Origin of the sequence: Microbacterium sp. AG157 (genome assembly GCF_003385695.1) — a bacterium.
Taxonomy (GTDB): Bacteria; Actinomycetota; Actinomycetes; order Actinomycetales; family Microbacteriaceae; genus Microbacterium; species Microbacterium testaceum.
The window spans coordinates 898,962-919,348 of sequence record NZ_QRDK01000001.1; the positions used below are offsets into that span (position 1 = coordinate 898,962).

General features: G+C 70.7%; 15 protein-coding genes. 9 read left to right on the plus strand and 6 right to left on the minus strand.

Features of this window, described 5'->3' with window-relative positions; all coding sequences use genetic code 11:
- Positions 1-33: 33 nt before the first annotated feature.
- Positions 34-1,956, minus strand: a complete 1,923-nt coding sequence (locus DEU35_RS04340) for a M3 family metallopeptidase (protein WP_116238691.1) — start codon at positions 1,954-1,956, stop codon at positions 34-36.
- Between the two features lie 80 nt (positions 1,957-2,036).
- The gene (locus DEU35_RS04345) at positions 2,037-2,651 is read right to left on the minus strand and encodes an NUDIX hydrolase family protein (RefSeq protein WP_103206812.1); all 615 of its coding nucleotides are present in this window, start codon (positions 2,649-2,651) and stop codon (positions 2,037-2,039) included.
- 355 nt (positions 2,652-3,006) lie between these two features.
- Between DEU35_RS04345 and DEU35_RS04350 the strand changes: the two genes are divergently transcribed.
- The 5 genes from DEU35_RS04350 to DEU35_RS04370 all read left to right on the plus strand — a co-directional run bounded on the left by DEU35_RS04350 (position 3,007) and on the right by DEU35_RS04370 (position 11,751).
- Positions 3,007-3,672 (plus strand): alpha/beta hydrolase, encoded by a 666-nt coding sequence (locus tag DEU35_RS04350; protein WP_116238692.1) that lies wholly within the window; start codon positions 3,007-3,009, stop codon positions 3,670-3,672.
- A gap of 201 nt (positions 3,673-3,873) precedes the next feature.
- The gene (locus DEU35_RS04355) at positions 3,874-5,469 is read left to right on the plus strand and encodes an ABC-F family ATP-binding cassette domain-containing protein (RefSeq protein WP_116238693.1); all 1,596 of its coding nucleotides are present in this window, start codon (positions 3,874-3,876) and stop codon (positions 5,467-5,469) included.
- A gap of 117 nt (positions 5,470-5,586) precedes the next feature.
- The gene (locus tag DEU35_RS04360) at positions 5,587-10,269 is read left to right on the plus strand and encodes an ATP-dependent helicase (protein ID WP_116238694.1); all 4,683 of its coding nucleotides are present in this window, start codon (positions 5,587-5,589) and stop codon (positions 10,267-10,269) included.
- Positions 10,262-11,038 (plus strand): DNA-formamidopyrimidine glycosylase family protein, encoded by a 777-nt coding sequence (locus DEU35_RS04365; protein ID WP_116238695.1) that lies wholly within the window; start codon positions 10,262-10,264, stop codon positions 11,036-11,038. Before DEU35_RS04360 ends, DEU35_RS04365 begins: the two co-directional genes overlap by 8 nt.
- 305 nt (positions 11,039-11,343) lie before the next feature.
- Positions 11,344-11,751 carry a transferase gene (locus DEU35_RS04370; RefSeq protein WP_103207095.1) on the plus strand — a complete coding sequence of 136 codons (408 nt, stop codon included), beginning with the start codon at positions 11,344-11,346 and terminating at the stop codon, positions 11,749-11,751.
- A gap of 73 nt (positions 11,752-11,824) precedes the next feature.
- On the opposite strand, the gene DEU35_RS04375 is transcribed toward DEU35_RS04370, so the two are convergent.
- The gene (locus tag DEU35_RS04375; RefSeq protein ID WP_116238696.1) at positions 11,825-12,214 is read right to left on the minus strand and encodes a DUF1304 domain-containing protein; all 390 of its coding nucleotides are present in this window, start codon (positions 12,212-12,214) and stop codon (positions 11,825-11,827) included.
- Between the two features lie 170 nt (positions 12,215-12,384).
- Between DEU35_RS04375 and DEU35_RS04380 the strand changes: the two genes are divergently transcribed.
- The 4 genes from DEU35_RS04380 (at position 12,385) to DEU35_RS04395 (ending at position 15,822) form a co-directional block, all read left to right on the plus strand.
- Positions 12,385-12,975 carry a LysR substrate-binding domain-containing protein gene (locus DEU35_RS04380; protein WP_246078059.1) on the plus strand — a complete coding sequence of 197 codons (591 nt, stop codon included), beginning with the start codon at positions 12,385-12,387 and terminating at the stop codon, positions 12,973-12,975.
- Positions 12,976-13,050: 75 nt separating this feature from the next.
- Positions 13,051-13,779 (plus strand): glutamine amidotransferase-related protein, encoded by a 729-nt coding sequence (locus DEU35_RS04385; protein ID WP_103206819.1) that lies wholly within the window; start codon positions 13,051-13,053, stop codon positions 13,777-13,779.
- A gap of 110 nt (positions 13,780-13,889) precedes the next feature.
- On the plus strand, positions 13,890-14,705 hold the full coding sequence (locus DEU35_RS04390; protein ID WP_103206820.1) for a TspO/MBR family protein: 816 nt from the start codon (positions 13,890-13,892) through the stop codon (positions 14,703-14,705).
- A gap of 70 nt (positions 14,706-14,775) precedes the next feature.
- On the plus strand, positions 14,776-15,822 hold the full coding sequence (locus tag DEU35_RS04395) for a sodium:calcium antiporter (RefSeq protein WP_116238697.1): 1,047 nt from the start codon (positions 14,776-14,778) through the stop codon (positions 15,820-15,822).
- Positions 15,823-15,834: 12 nt separating this feature from the next.
- On the opposite strand, the gene DEU35_RS04400 is transcribed toward DEU35_RS04395, so the two are convergent.
- From DEU35_RS04400 to treY, 3 genes are all read right to left on the minus strand, one after another.
- On the minus strand, positions 15,835-16,020 hold the full coding sequence (locus DEU35_RS04400) for a hypothetical protein (RefSeq protein ID WP_103206822.1): 186 nt from the start codon (positions 16,018-16,020) through the stop codon (positions 15,835-15,837).
- Positions 16,021-16,137: 117 nt separating this feature from the next.
- Positions 16,138-17,889, minus strand: a complete 1,752-nt coding sequence (treZ, locus tag DEU35_RS04405; RefSeq protein WP_116238699.1) for a malto-oligosyltrehalose trehalohydrolase — start codon at positions 17,887-17,889, stop codon at positions 16,138-16,140.
- A 92-nt stretch (positions 17,890-17,981) separates the two neighbouring features.
- A complete protein-coding gene (gene treY, locus DEU35_RS04410) occupies positions 17,982-20,387 on the minus strand; it encodes a malto-oligosyltrehalose synthase (RefSeq protein WP_116238700.1) in 2,406 nt (801 codons plus the stop codon).

The following is a 20,387-nucleotide window of genomic DNA, read 5'->3' on the forward strand; positions in this document are numbered from 1 at the left end:
TCCGGATCGGGATGCCGCGGCCCTTCGTCGTCGTCAGGCTCCGGCGAGCCAGTCGCGGTACGCGTCGAACGTCGACTCACGACCGAGGAACGACTTCACGAGGTCGCGGGCGTCGCGCGTTCCGCCGGGCTCGAGGATCTCGCGCCGGTAGCGGGTGGCCGTCTCGACGTCGAACAGGTCGTCGCCGAACGCGGAGAGAAGGTCGCGGGCGATCACGAGACTCCACTGATACGTGTAGTAGCACGCGCCGTACCCGGTGAGATGACCGAAACCGGCGTACGAGTGCGCCCCCTCGAGAGGGGCGATCGGGCTGGCGGCCCGGTAGTACCCGTCGACGGCGGTGGCGAGGTCGTCCGGCCGGTCCACGTGCAGACGATACGAGGTCGTCGCGTGGCCGAGCTGACGCGTGACCTCGAGGCCCCGGCCGAAGGCGTCGGCAGTGCGCATGCGGGCGACGAGATCGGCGGGGATCGGCTCCCCGGCGTCGTTCACGGCGAAGGACGCAAGCGCCTCGGCATCCCACGCCCACTCTTCGAGGAGCTGGCTCGGGGCCTCGACGAAGTCCCACTCGGTCGCGACGCCCGTCCAACGCGCCCACCTCTGGTGACCGCCGAGGATGTCGTGCACGAGGTGACCGAACTCGTGGAAGAAGGTCACGACCTCGTCGTGCTCCACAAGTCCTCGCGAGAAGTTGCAGAGCAGCACGGACTCGGGCATCGACCGACCGGCGATGCCCGGGGCCAGCCCGAAGCACGCCGCGTGGTTGTACTTGCCGTCGCGCGGGTGCAGGTCGAGGTGGATGCGCCCGAGTCGATCGTCGCCGCGGACCACGTCGTAGGTGCGGACGTCATCGTGCCACGAGGGCGCGTCGACCGGGATGTACCGCACGTCGAGCAGGCGTCCGGTGGTGTTGAGCACGCCCTCGAGCACGCGATCGAAGCGGAAGTACGACCGGACGAGCTGCGCGTCGACGTCGTATTCTTCGCGCTTGAGGGCGCCGAGGACGTACCAGAAGTCGGCGATCGTCACCGCGTCGGCGTCGGGGTCGTCGCGACGCAGGCGCGCGAGCACGCGATCGTATTCGTCGGCCGCCGCCGGGGCGACCGCGTCGGCGACGCGATCGAGGAACGCGCGCACGGCCGCGCTCGAACCGATCATGCGCGTCTCGGTCTCGTAATCGGCCCAGTCGCCGTAACCCAGGAGGGTGGCCCGCTCCGCGCGCACCGCGAGCAGCTCGGCGAGGACGGGCTCGTTCACCGGCCACGCGAGGTCGTTGTACGCCCCCATGAGCTCGTGCCGGACCCAGCGATTCCGCGCGTATTCCCGAACCGGCATGAGGTCGGTGTACTCGGTCGTGAGGGTGACCATCCCCTCGGCGTCGGAGGGGTGTTCGGCGAGGAAATCCGCGGGCAGGCCGTCGAGCGACGCCGCGGGGACGCGCACCTCTCGCCGGCCCTCCCGGATATTGCGAGAGAAGACCAGCGAGAGCTCGGTGTCGCGATCGGTGAGTGCGCGGACGCGCTCGCGCTCGGCATCGGGGAGATTCACGCCGCCCCGACGGAAGTCGCGACGCACCTGCTCGAGGAAGCGCCGCTCATCGGGCGCGAGGCCCGACGGGTCGGCATCCGCGAAGACCTCCCACAGCCCTCGGTCGAGAACGCGCCGCGACTGCACCGCGTCGACGGCCTGCGCCTGCTTCTCGGCGGCGTCGCGCACCTCGGCATCCGGGTGCGATTCGCTGATCAGGTGCGAGGGAGCCGCGGCCTCGGCGAGCGCGATGTCGGCCTCGTTCCACAGGGCGAGGCGCTCCTGCAGAGACAGCTCGGGTTCGTCGACGAGTCGCGCGTCGATCGCCGCCACACGCTGGAGGCGTTCGGCGGGACGATCGGCCGCGAAGCTCTTCCACCCGTCGAGATCGTGCGGGAGGGACAGGGGTTCCGGGGAAGGATGCGCCATTCCTCGACCCTAGACAGGGCCACCGACAGCGGCAACGGTGCGGGGGATGAATCCGCTATCGACCCCACGGGGAAGGAGCCTCAGCGCAGTGCACCCACCGAGGCCAGCGCTTGACGGATGAGCGTGCCGCGGCCGCCCTCCATCTCGTCGGAGAGGGCATCGGATGCCGCCTCCTCGGGAGACAGCCACGTGACCTCGAGCGCATCTTGACGCGGCTCGCAGGTACCGGTCACCGGGACCACGAAGGCGAGGGCGACGGCATGCTGCCGGTCGTCGTGGAAGGCGCTGACACCGGGAAGCGGGAAGTACTCCGCCACCGTGAACGGCGTCGGCGAGGGCGGCAGCAGCGGGAAGGCCATGGGGCCGAGGTCGTTCTCGAGGTGACGGAACAGCGCGTCGCGCACGGTCTCGCCGTAGCGGACCCGGCCCGAGACGAGCGTGCGGGTCATCTCGCCGAGGGGCGTGGCCCGGAGCAGGATGCCGACCTGGGTCACCGCGCCCATGCCGTCGGTGCGAACGGGTAGGGCTTCGACGTAGAGCATGGGAAGACGGCGTCGCGCCTCGGCGAGCTCGACCTCGCTGAGCCAGCCCGGGTTCGGGTTCGGACCCTTCTGCGCGCCGGAGAAAGACGCCGAGAGCGACTCGCGCTCGTCGCCGTTGTCGTCGGGTTCGGGATCGGGAGTGCGCACGGGCATGCTCCCTGTATATCAACCGTCCGCCCCGCGTGCCGCGTGTCCCGCGCGGACGGTCCACGTGCCGGTCGTGTTCTCCGCCGCTCGCGGGAGGAGATTCAGTCCTCGGAGGTCCTGCGCGGTCGCGAATCCTCCGCTCCCGGTATTCCCTCCCCTCCGCCTCGCCGCGATGACCCCTGCTCTCGGGAGGAAATCCGGTCTCGGGAGGATCCACGTGCGGCGGAGAACCCTCCGCTCCCGGAATCTCCTCCCCTCCCGCACTCGCACCCGCTCCCGCACCGCACCCGCACCGCACCCGGCGGAGAGCGCCGCGGTCCGATCCCGCCGCGATGTCGGAGGCCTTTGCAACAATGGCGATATGAGCCACCCCTCCCTCGATCCGTCCGTCGTGCGGTGGTCCGTGTCGCCTGCCGAGCGGGGCGACCGGCCGGTGCTGGTGCTGCTGCACGGCTACGGGTCAGACGAACACGACCTGTTCGGCCTGGTGCCGTATCTGCCCGATTCCTTCGTCGTCGCGAGCGTGCGGGCTCCGCTCGCGCCGCCGTGGCCCACTCCCGGCGCCTCGTGGTACCCGATCGAGGGACTCGACGGGCGCGACCCGGCGGCCGTCACGCTCGCCGCTCAGGCGGTTCTCGCCTGGGTGCAGGATGCCGTCGGCTCGGCGCGCGTGGGCCTGCTCGGGTTCTCTCAGGGCGGCGCTGTCGCGCTGCAGACCCTGCGCGTCGATCCCGACGCGGTGTCTTTCGCCGTCGTCCTCGCCGGCTACGCGGCGGGCGGCGAGCTCCCGGGCGATGCCGTTCTCGCTCAGCGCCGGCCACCGGTGTTCTGGGGCCGCGGCGCAGCCGACGACGTCATACCCGCACCGTTGGTCGACCTCACGTCGCAGTGGCTGCCCGGTCACAGCGAACTGAGCGGACGCGTGTACCCCGGGCTGACCCACTCCATCTCGCAAGACGAACTCGACGACGTTCGGGCGTTCCTCGACGCGCGTCTGGCCGACCAGGTCGGGGCCGCCGTCACCTGAGGCGGGGTACCGCAGGGGACGCCCGTCGACTATCGTGGTCACTCCCCCGCCCCCGAGAACGAGGTCTCCTCCGGTGAAGAACGTCGACGCTTCCGCGCCCCTGTCCGCGCGCTGACCCGTCGACCCGCCGTTTCCTCGGCCGCCCTCCGCTGACGCGGACGGGTCCGGTGTCCGCGCATCCCGCGCCATCGGAGTCCTCTCGTGTCCTCCCCTCGTTCCTCCCTCCTTTTCGACCGTGTCCGCCTGGTCTGGCCGGACGGCAGCGTCGCGCTCGACGACGTGTCGGGCTCGATCGGTGTCGGCCGCACGGGCCTTGTCGGCCGCAACGGCGCCGGCAAGTCGACGTTGCTGCGCGTCGCCGCCGGGCTGATCGCCCCCACGTCCGGGCAGGTGTCGACCTCCGGACCGGTTGCGATCCTGCCGCAACGCCTCGCCGTCGACCCCGCCCGTTCCGTCGCCTCCCTCCTCGGAGTGGAGGAGCCCCTCCGTGCGCTGCGCGCCATCGAGGCCGGCGACGTCGATCCGCGACATTTCGACGCCGTCGGCGACGACTGGGACGTCGAAGCGAGAGCGGAGGCACTGCTGGCCGACGCGGGCCTTCCGGCGCAAGCGCTCGATTGGACGGTCGGGCAGTTGTCGGGCGGCGAGGCCGTGCTCGCCGCGCTCCTCGGCCTGCGCTCCTCCCGTGCGGCCGTGACTCTGCTCGACGAGCCCACGAACGACCTCGACCGCGAGGCGCGTGCGCGCGTCGGCGAGCTCGTGCGCTCCTGGCCGGGCGCGCTCGTCGTCGTCAGCCACGACATCGGCCTTCTCGAGCTGATGGATGCCACCGCCGAGCTGTACGCCCACTCCCTGAGCGTCGTCGGCGGACCGTACAGCGCGTGGCGAGCGCATCGAGACGCGGAGCAGGAGGCCGCCCTGCGCGCCGAACGCGACGCCGCCCAGGCGTTCCGCCGCGAGCGGCGCGATCGCATCCAGGCGCAGGACAAGCTCGCCACCCGCACCCGCGTCGCGCACAAGGCCGAGATCGAGAAACGCGTTCCCAAGATGTTCGCGGGGATGCGCGCGAACGCCGCACAGATCAGCGCGGGGCGTCTGCGCACGCAGATGCAGGGAAAGGAGGATTCAGCGCGCTCGGCCCTCACGGAGGCCTCCGCACGCGTTCGCGACGACGACGTGGTGCGCGTCGACCTGCCCGATCCGGACAACGCCGCCGCGCGTCGGGTCCTCGCGGTGGGGGACGGCGAGCGCGAGTGGATCGTCACGGGACGCGAACGCCTCGCCCTCGTCGGCCCCAACGGGGCCGGCAAGACAACACTGCTCGAGCGCCTCGTCCACGGCACCGATGACCCGGCATCCCTCCATGGCCGCGTGTACGTGGACCGGGTCGGCTACCTGCCCCAGCGCCTCGACGGCCTCGACGATGACGCGTCCGCGCTCGAGAACGTCCGGGCTGCGTCACCCGCCGCGCCTTCCGGAGAGGTGCGCGACCGCTTGGCACGGTTCCTCCTGCGGGGAGACACGGTGACGCGGGCGGTGTCGTCGCTGTCGGGGGGCGAGAGGTTCCGCGTGGCGTTGGCCCGACTGCTGCTGGCCGACCCGCCGCCCCAGCTGCTCGTGCTCGACGAACCGACGAACAACCTCGACCTCGACACCGTCGACGCGGTGGTCGCCGCGGTGCGCGCCTACCGGGGCGCTGTGGTGGTGGTCAGTCACGACGACGCGTTCCTGTCGCGACTCGATCTCGATCTGCGGCTCGAGCTGCGAGAGGGACGGCTGCGAGAGCTCCCCGAATGATCGCCCGATCTCTCGGCAGTCGGACCGGCCGACGGAAACCACGTACGACGAGGACGTTCCGCGGCGGGCGAACGTCAACCCCGACCCGATGTCGGAGGTCCGGGAGAGGATGTCGGCATGGCCGACGTGCTGGAGAGATTCGGTCCTGCGACGCAGGACTGGTTCCGTGGCGCCTTCTCGGCGCCCACCAACGCGCAGAAGGGGGCCTGGGAGTCCGTCTCGTCGGGCCGCAACGCCCTCGTGGTCGCCCCGACCGGTTCGGGCAAGACGCTGTCGGCGTTCCTCTTCGCGATCGACCGGGTGTTCCGCGAGAAGGGCCCCCAGGTCCCGGATGCCGCTCCCTCGCCGCGCGGCCGGCGTTCGGCGCCGAAAGCCCCCAAGGCGATCCCCACCGACACCCGCATCCTCTACATCTCTCCGCTGAAGGCTCTCGGCGTCGACGTGGAGCGCAACCTCCGCTCGCCCCTCGTCGGTATCGGTCAGTCCGCTCGCCGCCTCGGCATCGAGGTGCCCTCGGTGACCGTGGGAGTGCGCTCGGGAGACACGAGCTCGAGCGACCGCCGCAAGCTCGTAACGGCCCCGCCCGACATCCTCATCACGACGCCCGAGTCGCTGTACCTCATGCTCACGAGCCAGGCGGCCGAGACCCTGCGCGGCGTGCACACCGTCATCATCGACGAGGTGCACGCTGTCGCGGCGACCAAGCGCGGTGCTCACCTGGCGGTGAGCCTCGAGCGTCTCGACGCCCTGCTCGACAAGCCCGCACAGCGCATCGGCCTCTCGGCGACGGTCCGGCCGATCGACGAGGTGGCCCGGTTCCTGGGCGGCGCGCAGCCGGTCGACATCGTCGCTCCCAAGGCCACCAAGGCCTTCGACCTCTCCGTCGTGGTCCCGGTCGACGACATGCTCAATCCGCCTCCTCCACCGGGGTCTCCTGCCCCCGACGAGGCGGGTGACGGCGAATGGTTCTCCGACCGCCCCGAGAGCACCGAGGTGTCGGGCTCGGTGTGGCCGCACGTCGAAGAGGCGATCGTCGACCGCATCCTCGAGCGACGCTCGACCATCGTCTTCGCCAACTCGCGCCGCCTCGCCGAGCGCCTCACGGGTCGCCTGAACGAGATCTACGCCGAACGGCAGGGCATCGACGTCCCCGAACCCACGGTGCCCGCGGCCACGATGGCGCAGGCGGGTTCTTCTGCGGGTGTCGCCGCCATCCTTGCGAAGGCCCACCACGGCTCCGTGTCCAAGGAGCAGCGCGCTCAGGTCGAAGACGAGCTGAAGTCTGGCACCCTGCGCTGCGTCGTCGCCACGAGCAGCCTCGAGCTCGGTATCGACATGGGGTCGGTCGACCTGGTCATCCAGGTGGAGTCGCCGCCCAGCGCGGCATCCGGTCTGCAGCGCGTCGGCCGCGCCGGCCACCAGGTCGGCGAGGTCAGCCGAGCCGCGCTCTTCCCCAAGCACCGCAGTGACGTCCTGCACACCGCCGTCGTCACCGAGCGCATGTTGGCGGGGCGTATCGAGGCCATCTCGGTGCCGCAGAATCCCCTCGACATCCTCGCCCAGCAGACCGTCGCCGCCTCGGCCCTCGGGTCCATCGACGTCGAGGAGTGGTTCGAGACGGTCAAGCGCAGCGCGCCGTTCCGTTCGCTTCCGCGATCCGCCTACGAGGCCACCCTCGACCTGCTGGCCGGTCGCTATCCCTCCGACGAGTTCGCCGAGCTGCGGCCGCGTCTGGTGTGGGATCGCGACGCGGGCACGCTGACCGGGCGGCCGGGCGCACAGCGTGTCGCGGTCACCAGCGGCGGCACCATCCCCGATCGCGGTCTGTTCGGTGTCTTCGTGGCGGGAGAATCGCAGAACGCCCGCGTCGGTGAGCTCGACGAAGAAATGGTGTACGAGTCCCGCGTCAACGACGTCTTCACGCTCGGTACCACCAGCTGGCGCATCGTCGAGATCACTCACGACCGTGTCAACGTGCTGCCCGCCTTCGGGCAGCCCGGCAAGCTGCCGTTCTGGCACGGCGACGGCATCGGACGCCCCGCCGAACTGGGCGAGGCCCTCGGCAAGTTCTCCCGCGACCTCGCCGCCGCCGACCGCGGCACGGCCGAGGAGCGCCTGCGCGAATCCGGCCTGGACGACAACGCCATCACCAACCTTCTCGCGTACCTCGCCGAGCAGCGCGAAGCGACGGGAACCCTCCCGACCGACCGCACCCTCACCGTCGAGCGCAGCCGCGACGAGGTCGGCGACTGGCGCATCATCCTGCACTCCCCGTACGGCATGCAGGTGCACTCGCCGTGGGCGCTCGCGGTCAACGCGCGCATCCGCGAACGTCTCGGTGTCGAGGGCGCGGCGGTCGCGAGCGACGACGGAATCATCGCTCGGGTTCCGGATGCGGCGGCGGAGCCGCCCGGAGCCGACCTCTTCGTCTTCGAACCCGACGAGCTCGAGCAGATCGTCACCGACGAGGTGGGCGGCTCCTCGCTGTTCGCTTCACGCTTCCGGGAATGCGCCGCGCGCGCCCTGCTCCTTCCCCGGCTGAATCCCAACCGCCGCTCTCCGCTCTGGCAGCAGCGCCAGCGCTCGGCGCAACTGCTCGAGGTCGCCAAACGGCATCCGGCGTTCCCGATCATCCTCGAGACGCTCCGCGAGGTCCTCCAAGACGTCTACGACCTCCCCGCTCTTCTGCGCCTCACGCGGCAGATCGGAGAGCGCAAGATCCGCCTCGTCGAGATCACGACGTCGCAGCCGTCGCCGTACGCGCGGGATCTGCTGTTCGGTTACGTCGGCGCCTTCATGTACGAGGGCGACTCGCCGCTCGCCGAGCGTCGAGCGGCGGCGCTGTCGGTCGACCCTGCACTGCTCAGCGAGCTCTTGGGCAAGGTCGAGATGCGCGAGTTGCTCGACCCCGACGTCATCGCCCAGTTCGAGCGCGAAGCTCAGCGCCTGGATCCCGACCGCCGAGCCCGCGGCGTCGAGGGAGTGGCCGACCTGCTGCGCATCCTCGGACCCCTCGACGCGACCGAGGTGGCGGCGAGGCTCGACACCGACGGCGACGCGCTGGTCGACGCCGAGCAGCACCTCGCCGCCCTCGTCGACGACCGACGCGCGATTCGTGTGACCATCGCGGGTATCTCACGAACGGCCGGAATCGAAGACGCCGGTCGCCTGCGCGACGCTCTGGGCGCCGCTCTCCCCGTCGGGATCCCCCACGCGTTCCTCGAACCCTTCCCCGATCCCCTCGGCGATCTCGTCGCCCGCTTCGCCCGCACGCACGCGCCGTTCGCGACCGATGCCGTGGCCGAACGCCTGGGCGTCGGCGTGGCGGTCGCACGGCTCACGCTGCAGCGCCTGGAGTCTCAGGGGCGCCTCGCGAGCGGGTTCTTCCTTCCCGAGGCGTCGGGCGGCAGCCGCGGCGACGAGACGGAATGGTGCGACGTCGAGGTTCTCCGCCGTCTGCGCATGCGCTCACTGGCGGCCATCCGCGGCAGCGTCGAGCCGGTCCCTCCGGCCGCGTACGCGCGGTTCCTTCCCGTGTGGCAGCACGTGGGCCGTCCGCTCGAGGGCATCGACGGGGTGCTCGCCGTGATCGAGCAGCTCGCGGGCGTTCCCATTCCGGCGAGCGCGTGGGAATCGCTCGTCCTGCCGTCCCGGGTGCTCGACTACTCCCCGGCGCTGCTCGATGAACTCACCGCCACCGGAGAAGTGGTCTGGTCGGGCCATGGCACCCTTCCCGGTCGCGACGGATGGATCGCTCTGCACCCGGCCGAGGCGGCGCCGTTCACCCTGCAAGACCCCGAAGACACCGACGATCCCGCGCCCGATTCTCTCGAGGCGCGCATCATCGCCGCTCTCGAGGGCGGAGGCGCCTACTTCGCCACGCAGCTGAAACAGCTCGCCGGTGCCGAGAACGAGCAGTCCGTCAACGACGCCCTGTGGGCGCTGACCTGGGCGGGCCGGGTCACCAACGACACCTTCGCCCCGGTCCGCACCCTGCTGAGCGGCGGTGGCCAGTCGCACCGTGTCGCCCGTCGCGCACCTCGCGCTCGGATGTACCGCGGCGCCACCATGCCACGCTCTTCCTCGACACCGCGTCCGCCCTCCCTGGGCGGACGATGGTCGCTCCTCCCCGAGCGCGAACAGGACCCCGCCACCCGTGCGACGGCCACGGCGAGCCTCCTTCTCGACCGGTACGGCGTCGTCACGCGTGGCGCCGTGCAGTCCGAGGGCGTGCCGGGCGGCTTCGCCCAGGTGTACCGCATCCTCGCCGGCTTCGAAGAGGCCGGCCACTGCCGACGCGGGTACGTGATCGAGAAGCTCGGCGCCGCACAGTTCGCGGCCTCGGCGACCGTGGACCGGCTGCGCGAATTCGCGGCGGTCGCCGACCCGCCGCCCCTGCGCACGGTGACGCTCGCCGCCACCGACCCCGCCAACCCCTACGGCGCCGCGCTCGGCTGGCCCGCGATCGAGGGAGTCACGCATCGGCCGGGCCGCAAGGCCGGCGGACTCGTCGTGCTCGTCGACGGTGAACTCACGCTCTACCTCGAACGTGGCGGTCGCAGCGCACTCGCGTTCACCGACGACGAGGCGGTGCTGCAGGCGGCGGCGCGCCACCTCGCCGAGACGGCCAAGAAGAGGCGTCTCGAGACCCTCACCGTCGAGCAGGTCAACGGCGAGTTCGTCTACGGCACCGCGGTGGGCCGTGCTCTTCGCGAGGGCGGGTTCGTCGAATCACCCAAGGGTCTGACGCTTCGCAAACTCACCGCCGGCGACACCCTGCGCGAGGCCGCCCGTGCCTGAAGGCGATACCGTCTACCGTGCCGCCGCGAAGCTGTCGGCGGCTCTCGCCGGCAAGGTGGTCACACGGTTCGACATCCGCGTGCCGGGGAGCGCCACCGCCGACCTGCGCGGCGAGACGGTGCACGAGGTCGCCGCCCGGGGCAAGCACCTCCTGCACCGCATCGGCGGCTACACCCTGCACTCGCATCTGAAGATGGAGGGCCGGTGGGACGTCTACCGTCCGGGTGAACGCTGGCGACGCCAGGCGTTCAAGGCGCGCGCGATCGTCGGCGTCGCGGGCGCCGACGCCGTCGGCTTCGATCTGGCCATGGTCGAGGTCCTGCGCACGAGCGACGAGCACACCGTGATCGGGCACCTGGGCCCCGACCTCCTCGCCGACGACTGGGACGAAGCCGAAGCCGTCCGCCGCGTCTCCGCCGACGAGAGAGCAGCGCACGTCGCGTTGCTCGACCAACGCAATGTCGCCGGCTTCGGCAACGTCTACGCGAACGAGCTGCTCTTCGTCCGAGGCATCGCTCCGACCACTCCCGCCACCGATATCGACGCTCAGGCGACCATCGCGCTCGGCGAGCGGATGATTCGCGTCAACCTTCCGCGCCCCGAACGCACCTTCACCGGTGACAGCCGGCCCGGGCGTCGGTTCTGGGTCTACGGGCGAGAGGGGGCCCCGTGCCGCCGCTGCGGGACGCCCATCCGCGCGACGTCCCTCGGCGCTTCCGCCACGAGTGAGCGCAACGTGTACTGGTGCCCCACCTGCCAGCCCGGCTGACACGGCGCGCACGCGGCCGACGGAGGCCGGAGCTCTCGCGCGAACCGCTGCTCCGCGGGGGACCACGCGGGACACCGCAGAGGACGGACCCTCTTCGCGCCCCGTGTCAACCCGTCCGGCTCCTTCTTCCGAGCGTGCGAGAACAGGGGGACGACTCCACGTCGCACCCCGCGCGTCGCCCTTTCCTCGACATCGAGGAAACCGATCACGGTACCGGCGACGAAGAAGCATTCGAGGGAATGAACACCGTTCCCGACCCGTTGTGATACATGTCGGCTCAACCCGATGACCGACCGGAGGGGATCGTGGGAAAGAACTACATCGACATCGAAAACGACCACGGCGAGACGCTGCGTTACCGCAAGCACGTCAACGGTCGCGGACTCGTCGCGCACGGCGCGAAGGTCCACCCGTCGGCGCTGGTCGAGAACGGCGCCTACGTCGAGCCCGGCGTGCAGATCGCCGCGGGTGTTCGTGTCGGCCGCGGTGCCTGGATCGAATCAGACGCCGTGATCGGCCCGGAGGCGCACATCGAGCCGCACGCGCACATCTGCGCGGGGGCGGTCATCGGCGCCGGCGCTCACATCGGCGTCCGCACGCAGGTCGGCCACAACGCGCGCATCGCGATGGGCTCGCTCATCGGCGACGACGAGATCATCAATGACGGCGAGGCCGTGGCGACCGACCGTCGGGGACTGCGGCTGGCAGCCTGACGCGCGTTCGCCGCGGCATCCACGACCCGCACGACTCTTCGGAGCGTGCGGGTTTTCGCGTCGCCGCGCGGCGTCAGGCGAAGATCGCCAGAATCAGTCCGATCAAGGGCAGCGTGCCCTGGATGCTGGCCGGACGCAGGTACTTCGCCCCCGAGGTGATGAGCACGAGGGCAGCGGCGAGCATCGAGCCGAGCGAGAAGATCAACAGGGTGCGACCCGCGACGTCGCCGATGCCGTTCACCACCCAGAAGACGATGCCGACGATCGCGCCGACCGCGAGGAACAGGTTGTAGAAGCCCTGGTTGTACGCCATCGGGCGTGTGGCATCCGCCGTCTGCTGATCGGCGATCCCGAACACCTTCCATGTCTTCGGCTGTGTCCAACGCACGCTCTCGAGCACGAAGATGTATACGTGCAGGAGGGCCGCGAGTCCCGCGAAGACGAGTGCCAGGATGCCGATCATGCATCCCACGTTAGTGCCGCGGTTAGCCTGGAGCCATGGCGAAAGGCAGTGGGTCCCGCGGGCGCAGTGGCGCACCTCGGCGTGCGGGCGGTGCAAAGCCCGCCGCGTCGGGGCGGGCGCGCACGACGAAGCCGAAGCCTCCGGCGGAGCGAGCGGCCCCGCCACGCGAGGTGCCGCGCGACTTCGTGCTCGGGGCCATCCCCGGGGCGACCCCCGGAAAGTGGATCGGCCTGTGGCGCGAGCGGATGCCGCATGTCCCTCTCGAGTTGCGGGAGCTCGTCGTCGCGACCCAGCTCGAGGCGCTCGACGACGTCGATGCGGCTCTCGTTCGGCTGCCCGTCGAGGAGTCCGACGACGTGCACGTGATCCCCCTCTACGAGGAGGAGCCCGTCGTGGTGATGTCGGCCGACTCCCATCTGACGGCCGCGGACGAGCTCGAGCTCTCCGACCTGCGGGGCGAGGTCGTCATCGCCGCCGCCGACGACGTCTTCCACCTGTCGATACCGGATGCCGTCGCCCCGGCGTTCGCCACTCCGGCGGATACCGCCGAAGCCATCGCGACGGTGGCCGCGGGGGTCGGTGTCGTGATCGTGCCGATGTCGCTCGCGCGGGCTCACCAACGTCGCGACGTCGAGTACCGCGTCCTGCGGGACGGTCCGCGATCGACCGTTGCGCTCGCGTGGCTCCGCGATCGCACGACCCCCGATGTCGAGGTCTTCGTGGGTATCGTGCGCGGTCGCACCGCGCGATCCTCGCGCTGAGGGGGCCGGCGCACCCACGTTTCACTCCGTGTCACCCCCTGACCGCACGAGAAGGCGCCCGCGTAGAATTTCGGGATGACCGGTTCCCTGCTCTACGTCTGCGTCCGCCCGCAGCGTGAGGCGGCCGTGGCCGAATGGGCCTCGTTCCGCGACGGTCTGGGAGTGCGCGACGACGATCTCGTGCACCACGATCTCGTCCGCGAGCCGCTCCCCGCGGATCTGGACCGATACGCCGCGGTGGTCGTCGGCGGAAGCCCTTTCAACGTCACCGATCCCCACAAGAGCGATGAGCAGCGCCGCCTCGAGCGCGACCTCGAGCGTGTCGCCGGTGCGGCCATCGAGGGTCGTACGAACGCACTTTTCACGTGCTTCGGGATCGGGGTCGTCACGCGCCTTCTCGGCGGGCGGGTGAGTCTGCTGCATCCCGAGGGCACGGGACCCGCCGATATCGCGCTGACCGAGGCGGGGCGCGACGATGAGCTGTTCGGCATCCTGGAACCCCGCTTCGAGGCGCTCACCGCTCATAAGGAGGGCACGGCGACCGTTCCCCCGGGCGCGACCCTGCTGGCCGAGAACGATGCGTGCCCCGTGCAGGCCTATCGCGCCGGATCCGGGCTGTGGGCCACGCAGTTTCATCCCGAGCCCACGACCGACGCGTTCGTCGCGCGCATGGTCGTCTACCGCGACGCGGGATACTTCGACGCCGACGCGTTCGACGAGGTCTCGGCGCACGTGCGCACCGCCTCCGTCGAGCAGCCCACACGCCTTCTGCGCTCCTTCGCCGCGCGCGCCGTCGCCGCCTGAGCCCGCCGCCCCGATGAAGAGCGCACTCGACGGCGCGCCGTCGACGGATGTTCGTCGCGCGATGTCAAGCCCAACCCGCTCATTTAGCTAGCTTTTCTAGTATTCCGGGTATGAACACAGCAGCTCAGCGGCGGGGCAGCGACCTCGCTCGTCAAATCGTCGTCCTCTCCGCGGTGTCGTTCATGCTCATCGCCGCCGTGATCGGCGCCGGCGCCTTCGGCAACTCCGCCGTGCAGGATCAGCAGGGCGGCGCGCTCAACACCGACGGCTCGTATCTCGCGCCCGCAGGTCCCGCCTTCTCGATCTGGTCGATCATCTACCTCGGCCTGATCTCGTACGCGATCTGGCAGGCCCTCCCGGGCCAACGCACCAGCCCGCGCCAGCGTGCCCTCGGCTGGCTCGTCGCCCTGACGATGACCCTCAACGGTCTCTGGCTCGTCGCGGCCCGCTTCGGCACGCTGTTCCTCACGGTCGTGGTCATCGCGCTCCTGCTCGCCGCCCTCGGCTGGACCTTTCGCGTCGCCGTCTCGACCCGCGAGCCGCGCGGCGGCGTCGTCGACTCCGTCCTCATCGACGCCGTCACGGGCCTCCACCTCGGCTGGGTCACCCTCGCCACCGTCGCCAACACGGCCGCCTGGCTGACGACCATCGTGCCGAAGGAGTGGGAGAACGCCGCGGATGCCATCGGCATCGCCGTCCTCATCGTGGTGGCTCTCATCGGCCTGGCGATCGCGTGGCGGAGCTCGTGGCGCCTCACTCCCGCACTCGCCCTGGCCTGGGGTCTCAGCTGGCTGGCCGTCGAGCGTTTCACGGGCGAGCCCCAGAGCGCGCCGATCGGCGTCACCGCACTGATCGTCGCCGCGGTCGTGCTGCTGCCGCCGGTGATCGTCAACGTGCTGCGCCTCATCCGCCCGAGCGTCGACTGACCGCCTAGGCCCTCGGCATCCGTCCCGCAAGAGGGGCGGATGCCGAGGGTTCCGGGAGTTCAATCAGTGCGTGGACTCCCTCCCCTTCGCCCTGCTCGTCGTCGTCTTCGTCGCCGCCGCCGCCGTGGTGTGGGTGGCGGGAATCCACCTGTCCAGGGCCACCGACGTCCTCGACGCGCGCCTGCACCTGGGGAGCGCGCTGGGTGGTCTGCTCGTGCTGGCCGTGGCGACCAATCTCCCCGAGATCGCCATCACCGTGTCGGCCGCGGTCTCGGGAAACCTCGAGGTGGCCGTCGGCAACATCCTCGGTGGAATCGCCCTGCAGACCGTGGTGCTCGTCATCCTCGACGCCTTCGGCAAGCGGGGGCGCGGGGTGAAGCCGCTCACTTACCGCGCGGCGTCGCTCACTCTCGTTCTCGAGGGACTGGTCGTGGTGGCCGTGCTGGCCGTGGTGATCGCCGGAAGCCAGCTGCCGGACGGACTCGAGGTGCTGCGGCTGACCCCCGACGTCGTCCTCATCGCCGCCCTGTGGGTCGTCGGGCTGATCCTGGTGCAGCGCGCCGGAAAGCACCTGCCCTGGAACGAGGACGGTCATGCTCCGAACGCGAGCCCGAAGCCGTCGAAGGCGGACAGCGGCACGAAGATGAGCACGACGAAGGCGGCGATCATCTTCTCGGTCTCCGCTCTCGCGACGCTGGTGGCCGGTGTCGTCCTCGAACGCGCGGGAGATGCGGCGTCGTCGCAGATCGGCCTGTCCGGGGTGCTGTTCGGCGCCACCGTTCTCGCCCTCGCGACATCGCTCCCCGAGATCTCGACGGGCCTTGAGGCGATCAAGCAGGGCGACGACAACCTCGCGATCAGCGACATCTTCGGCGGCAACGCCTTCTTGCCCGTGCTGTTCCTGCTCGCGACCGTCATCTCGGGATCCGCGGTCCTCCCGCGGGCCGACGGCGCCGACATCTACCTGACGGCACTGGCAGCCCTGCTCACGCTCGTGTACGTGGTCGGGCTGATCTTCCGCCCGCAGCGACGGATCATCGGGATGGGCGTGGACTCGTTCGTCGTGCTCGTTCTCTACGCGCTCGGCATCGCGGGCCTGTTCGCCGTGTCCGGCTGACCCGGCGGCGGATTAGGAGCGGCCGAGGTCGATCTGCCGCTGGATCTGCTCACGAGCGCGGCCGAGTTCGCTGTCGGGACGGTGACGGGGAGTCCCCCATCCTCCGCCAGAGCGTCGGACCGCGGCGAGGATGACCACGGCGGCGGCGATCGCCACGAGACCAGTGGTGGACAGGGCAGCGACGAGTCCGGCATCCATGTTCCGCTCCTTCGTGAGGTACACCCCACGCTCGCATCCGCCGTCGGAGCCGTCAACCCCGCGCGGGAACGACAGACGGCCCCGCCCCGTGCGAGGGCGGGGCCGTCCGGCGCAGCGTCAGAGAGCGGGGCCGACGATGGCGCTCGCCCCGGCCGGCACCGTCACCTCGGAGCCGTCGAACACGACCCCCTCTGCCGTCGCCAGCAGCACGCGAGCGCCGGATGCCACCGACGTCGAGGACTCGACCTCCGAGAGGTTGACGATCACGACGAGGTCGCGACGCCGGAGTTCGTACACGCGCCCGCCCCGGGCTTCTCGTGCGTTCGCCGACAGGCCCTCCCGCGAGGGGTCGGTCAGCTCCGGCCGCTCGCGCCGCAGCTTCGCGAGCTCCCGGTACAGAGCGAGGAGTTGGGCGTGGTCGCCATCGCCGACCTCGTCCCAGTCGAGCTTCGAGTTCTCGAAGGTCGAAGGGTCCTGCGGGTCGGGGACGGTGGACTCGTCCCAGCCCATCTTCTCGAACTCGGCGATGCGCCCTTCCGCCGTGGCCTTGCCGAGCTCGGGCTCGGGGTGCGAGGTGAAGAACTGCCACGGGGTCGTGGCGCCCCACTCCTCGCCCATGAACAGCATCGGCGTGCCGGGCGCGGTCAGCGTGAGAACGGCGGCGGCGGCCAGTCGGTCGTAGCCGAGTGTCTGCGACAGACGATCGCCTGCGGCACGGTTGCCGATCTGGTCGTGGTCCTGGGCGAAGGTCACGAGACGCCAGTTCGGCACGTCCTCGGGGATGGGCTTCCCGTGCTCCTCCTCGCGGAAGGACGAGTACGTGCCGTCGTGGAAGAACCCGCCCTCGCTGACCTTCCGGAAGGCATCGAGATCGGCGAAATCCTCGTAGTAGCCGATCGTCTCCCCGGTCAGGGCCACGTGCGCGGTGTGATGCCAGTCGTCCGACCACTGCGCGGTCAGGCCGTACCCCCCGGCCTCGCGCGGGAGGATCAGCTTCGGGTCGTTCATGTCGCTCTCGGCGATGGTGGTGAGCGGGATGCCGCGATGAGCCGACAGGGCGTCGGTGCGTTCGGCGATCTCCTGCAGCACGTGCGGGTCGCGGTGGTCGAGCAGTGCGTGCACGGCATCCAGGCGCAGGCCGTCGACGTGGTAGTCGCTCATCCACATCAGGGCGTTCTCGACGATGTAGGCGCGCACGGCGTCTTCGTCGAGGTTGACCGAGTCGCCCCACGTGTTGCGGCTGCCCTCGCGGAGGTATTCGCCGAACTCGGGCAGGTAGTTGCCCGAGGGACCGAGGTGGTTGTAGACGACGTCCTGGATGACGGCGAGACCGGCCGCATGCGCGGCGTCGACGAAACGCTGGTACGCCTCGGGCCCGCCGTAGGCCTCGTGCACGGTGTACCAGAGCACCCCGTCGTAGCCCCAGTTCCACGTGCCGTTGAAGCCGTTCACCGGCAGCAGCTCGACATGCGTCACACCCAGGTCGACGAGGTGGTCGAGGCGGCCGATCGCGGCATCCAGGGTGCCCTCGGGGGTGAAGGTGCCGAGGTGCAGCTCGTAGATCAGCCCGCCGGCGAGCTGCCTGCCCGTCCACGCGGCGTCGTTCCAGGCGTACACCGAGGGGTCGAACCAGGCCGACGCCTCGTGCACGCCGCCGGGCTGACGCCGCGAACGCGGGTCGGGGCGCAGGTCGTCGCCGTCGCCGAGCACGAAGCCGTACCGCTCGCCATCGGCGAGGTCGACGGGCGCCGTCCACCAGCCGTCGGCGGCGCTTTCCATCTCGATGTCTTCGACGACCGTGTCGCCGCTGTCGTTCAGCCGGCGCACCCGCACCCGCGAGGCTTTCGGCGCCCAAACCTCGATGCTCATGGGGGTTTCCTTCCGCGTGAGGGGTCAAAAAGTGTCGCCCCGCGCCGCGTGAGGCGACAAGGAGTGGCCCCTCACGCGGCGGGAGGCGGGGGTCAGAAGATCAGCAGGGCCACCGGGTAGACCGCGAGCAGGTCGGCCACCGACACGGCGCCCCCCGCGAACGAGCGACCGGTCAGCACGTCGATGACAGGCGTGTCCGGCAGCAGCACCACCGTGTCGCGCCAGCCGCCCGCGGCCATCAGTCCGTGGGGCAGGCGCGTCGCGACCGCGAACACTCCGCCGCGGTCGAAGGCGACGACGTGGTCGGCAGCCGCACCGGCCGCCTCCAGCGGACGGTAGATCTCGAGCGGGTGCTCCCGACGAAGACGCAGGGCGCGCGAGGTCACGAGCAGCTTGGCCGCCCCCGTGGCATCCACCGCCGGAGGACGAGCCCCCGGAGCGTCGATCGACGCGAGAAGGCGACGACGCTCGGCGAAGTCCACCGCGCGACGGTTGTCGGGGTCGACGAGCGACTGCTCCCACAGCTCGGAGCCCTGGTAGACGTCGGGGACGCCCGGACCCATGATCTGCAGAAGCTTGGCCGAGAGGCCGTTCGACCAGCCCGCGGGCGAGATCTCGTCGACGAAGGCGCGTACGCGCTCGGCGGCGGGCCCGGTGGCCGCGTCGACGACCGCGTGCATGCGCTCCTCGAAGGCCTCGTCCTGCTCCCACCAGCCGGTGATCTCGCTCGCCTCGCGCGCCGCCTTCTCGGCGTACGCGTGCAGCCGCTCGCGGTAGACCTTCAGGCCCTCGGGCGTGGAGGCGGATGCCGGCCACGCCCCCACGATCGCCTGCCAGAGCAGCGCGTCGAAAGGACCATGACCGGTCGAGGCGATGCCGCGGAACTCCTCGAGTCGCGCGGCCCAGGTCTCCGGGATCTCGGCCAGCACCGCGATCCGGGCGCGCGTGTCCTCTCCGCGCTTGGTGTCGTGCGTCGACAACGTGGTCATGGCGGTGGGCCACGATGCGTGGCGCAGGGCCTGCGCGGTGTGGAAGCCCGCCACGTCGAGGGAGAACTCCCCCGGATCGCCGCCCACCTCGGTGAGCGAACCCAACCGCGTGTAACGGTAGAACGCCGTGTCCTCGACGCCCTTGGCCATCACGGGGCCGGTCGTCTGCTGGAAACGCCAGGCGACCTCGAGGCTCGTGTCGGCGAGCACCGGGACGAGCTTCTCGATCACGTCGCCCAGCTCGGGACGACGCACCTCGGCGTCGCCCGCGGCGGCGTCGAGGTGAGCGCGGCCGGCGGGGAGGTAGGAGCGGTACACCGGGAAGCACGCGAGGATCTCGGCCAGAGCGTCCTGCAGGACCTCGACCTCGAACTCTTCGCGCAGCACCGCGGGGAGCCCGCGCACGAGGCGGCGGATCTCCGAGACCTGGATGGAGTCGGCGATCTTGCGCTTCGTGTCGTGGATGAGATCGTGCCAGCCGGTGAGGGCGGGAAGGTCGCTGTCGGAGCGCAGCCGCGCGTCGAGAGCGTCGAGAGCGGACTCACCCGCGGGGTCGGTGAGGACGCGGTCGATTTCGGCGAGAGCGTCGTAGCCGGTCGTCCCCGCGGTCTTCCACCACGAGGGCAGCGCTTCACCGTGCTCGAGGATCTTCTCGCCGAGCACGTAGCCCACCTCGCCCTCGCCCGCCTCTTCGAGAGCGACGGCGAGCCGGTCGAGGTACCCGCCGGGGTCGACGAGCCCGTCGGGGTGATCCACGCGCAGGCCGTCGGCGAGGCCCTCGCGCACCCAGCGCAGGATCTCGGCGTGCGTGGCGTCGAACACCTCGGGCAGCTCGACGCGGACGCCCGCCAGGGTCGTCACGGCGAAGAAACGGCGGTAGTTGAGGTCGGCCGCCTCGTCCTGCCAGAACCGTAGCTCGAAGTTCTGCGCGTCGAGCAGAGCGGCGACGGCCTCGCTCGAGCCCGACGCCGCGGCATCCGTCCCTGTTCCCGGCGCGACGGGGAAGACGTGGTCGTAGTAGCGGATCAGCCCGTCGGGGGCGTCGTCGGCCGGTGTCGGGTCGTACGTGATCTCGCCGATCTCGTCGGTCAGGTCCGCGCCGAGGATCGGAACGCGCAGCCTGCCGTGACCGAACTCCCAATCGATGTCGAACGCCGCGGCGTGCGCCGAGGCGCGGCCCTGGCGCAAAACGTCCCACCACCACGCGTTCGCGCGCGGCTCCGAGACGCCCATGTGGTTGGGCACGATGTCGACGAGGATGCCGAGCTCCGCGGCGCGAGCGGCATCGACGAAGCGCGAGAGCCCCTCGGCGCCGCCGCGCGCGGGGTCGACGCGCGTGACATCGACCACGTCGTAGCCGTGGTCGGACCCGGGTGTGGCCTCGAGGATCGGCGAAAGATACGCCCACGAGACCCCGAGGTCACGGAGATACTCCGTGACCTCGGTGGCGTCGTCGAGGGTGAACGATTCGCGGATCTGCAGGCGATAGGTCGAGAGCGGAAGCCGCAT

Excerpts from the sequence above, each read along its gene's own strand:
- DEU35_RS04390 (WP_103206820.1), top strand. The coding sequence starts at position 13,890 with ATGAACACAGCAGCTCAGCGGCGGGGCAGCGACCTCGCTCGTCAAATC.
- DEU35_RS04350 (WP_116238692.1), top strand. The coding sequence starts at position 3,007 with ATGAGCCACCCCTCCCTCGATCCGTCCGTCGTGCGGTGGTCCGTGTCG.
- DEU35_RS04345 (WP_103206812.1), bottom strand. The coding sequence starts at position 2,651 with ATGCCCGTGCGCACTCCCGATCCCGAACCCGACGACAACGGCGACGAG.
- DEU35_RS04385 (WP_103206819.1), top strand. The coding sequence starts at position 13,051 with ATGACCGGTTCCCTGCTCTACGTCTGCGTCCGCCCGCAGCGTGAGGCG.
- treZ (WP_116238699.1), bottom strand. The coding sequence starts at position 17,889 with ATGAGCATCGAGGTTTGGGCGCCGAAAGCCTCGCGGGTGCGGGTGCGC.
- DEU35_RS04400 (WP_103206822.1), bottom strand. The coding sequence starts at position 16,020 with ATGGATGCCGGACTCGTCGCTGCCCTGTCCACCACTGGTCTCGTGGCG.
- treY (WP_116238700.1), bottom strand. The coding sequence starts at position 20,387 with ATGCGGCTTCCGCTCTCGACCTATCGCCTGCAGATCCGCGAATCGTTC.
- DEU35_RS04340 (WP_116238691.1), bottom strand. The coding sequence starts at position 1,956 with ATGGCGCATCCTTCCCCGGAACCCCTGTCCCTCCCGCACGATCTCGAC.
- DEU35_RS04360 (WP_116238694.1), top strand. The coding sequence starts at position 5,587 with ATGGCCGACGTGCTGGAGAGATTCGGTCCTGCGACGCAGGACTGGTTC.
- DEU35_RS04375 (WP_116238696.1), bottom strand. The coding sequence starts at position 12,214 with ATGATCGGCATCCTGGCACTCGTCTTCGCGGGACTCGCGGCCCTCCTG.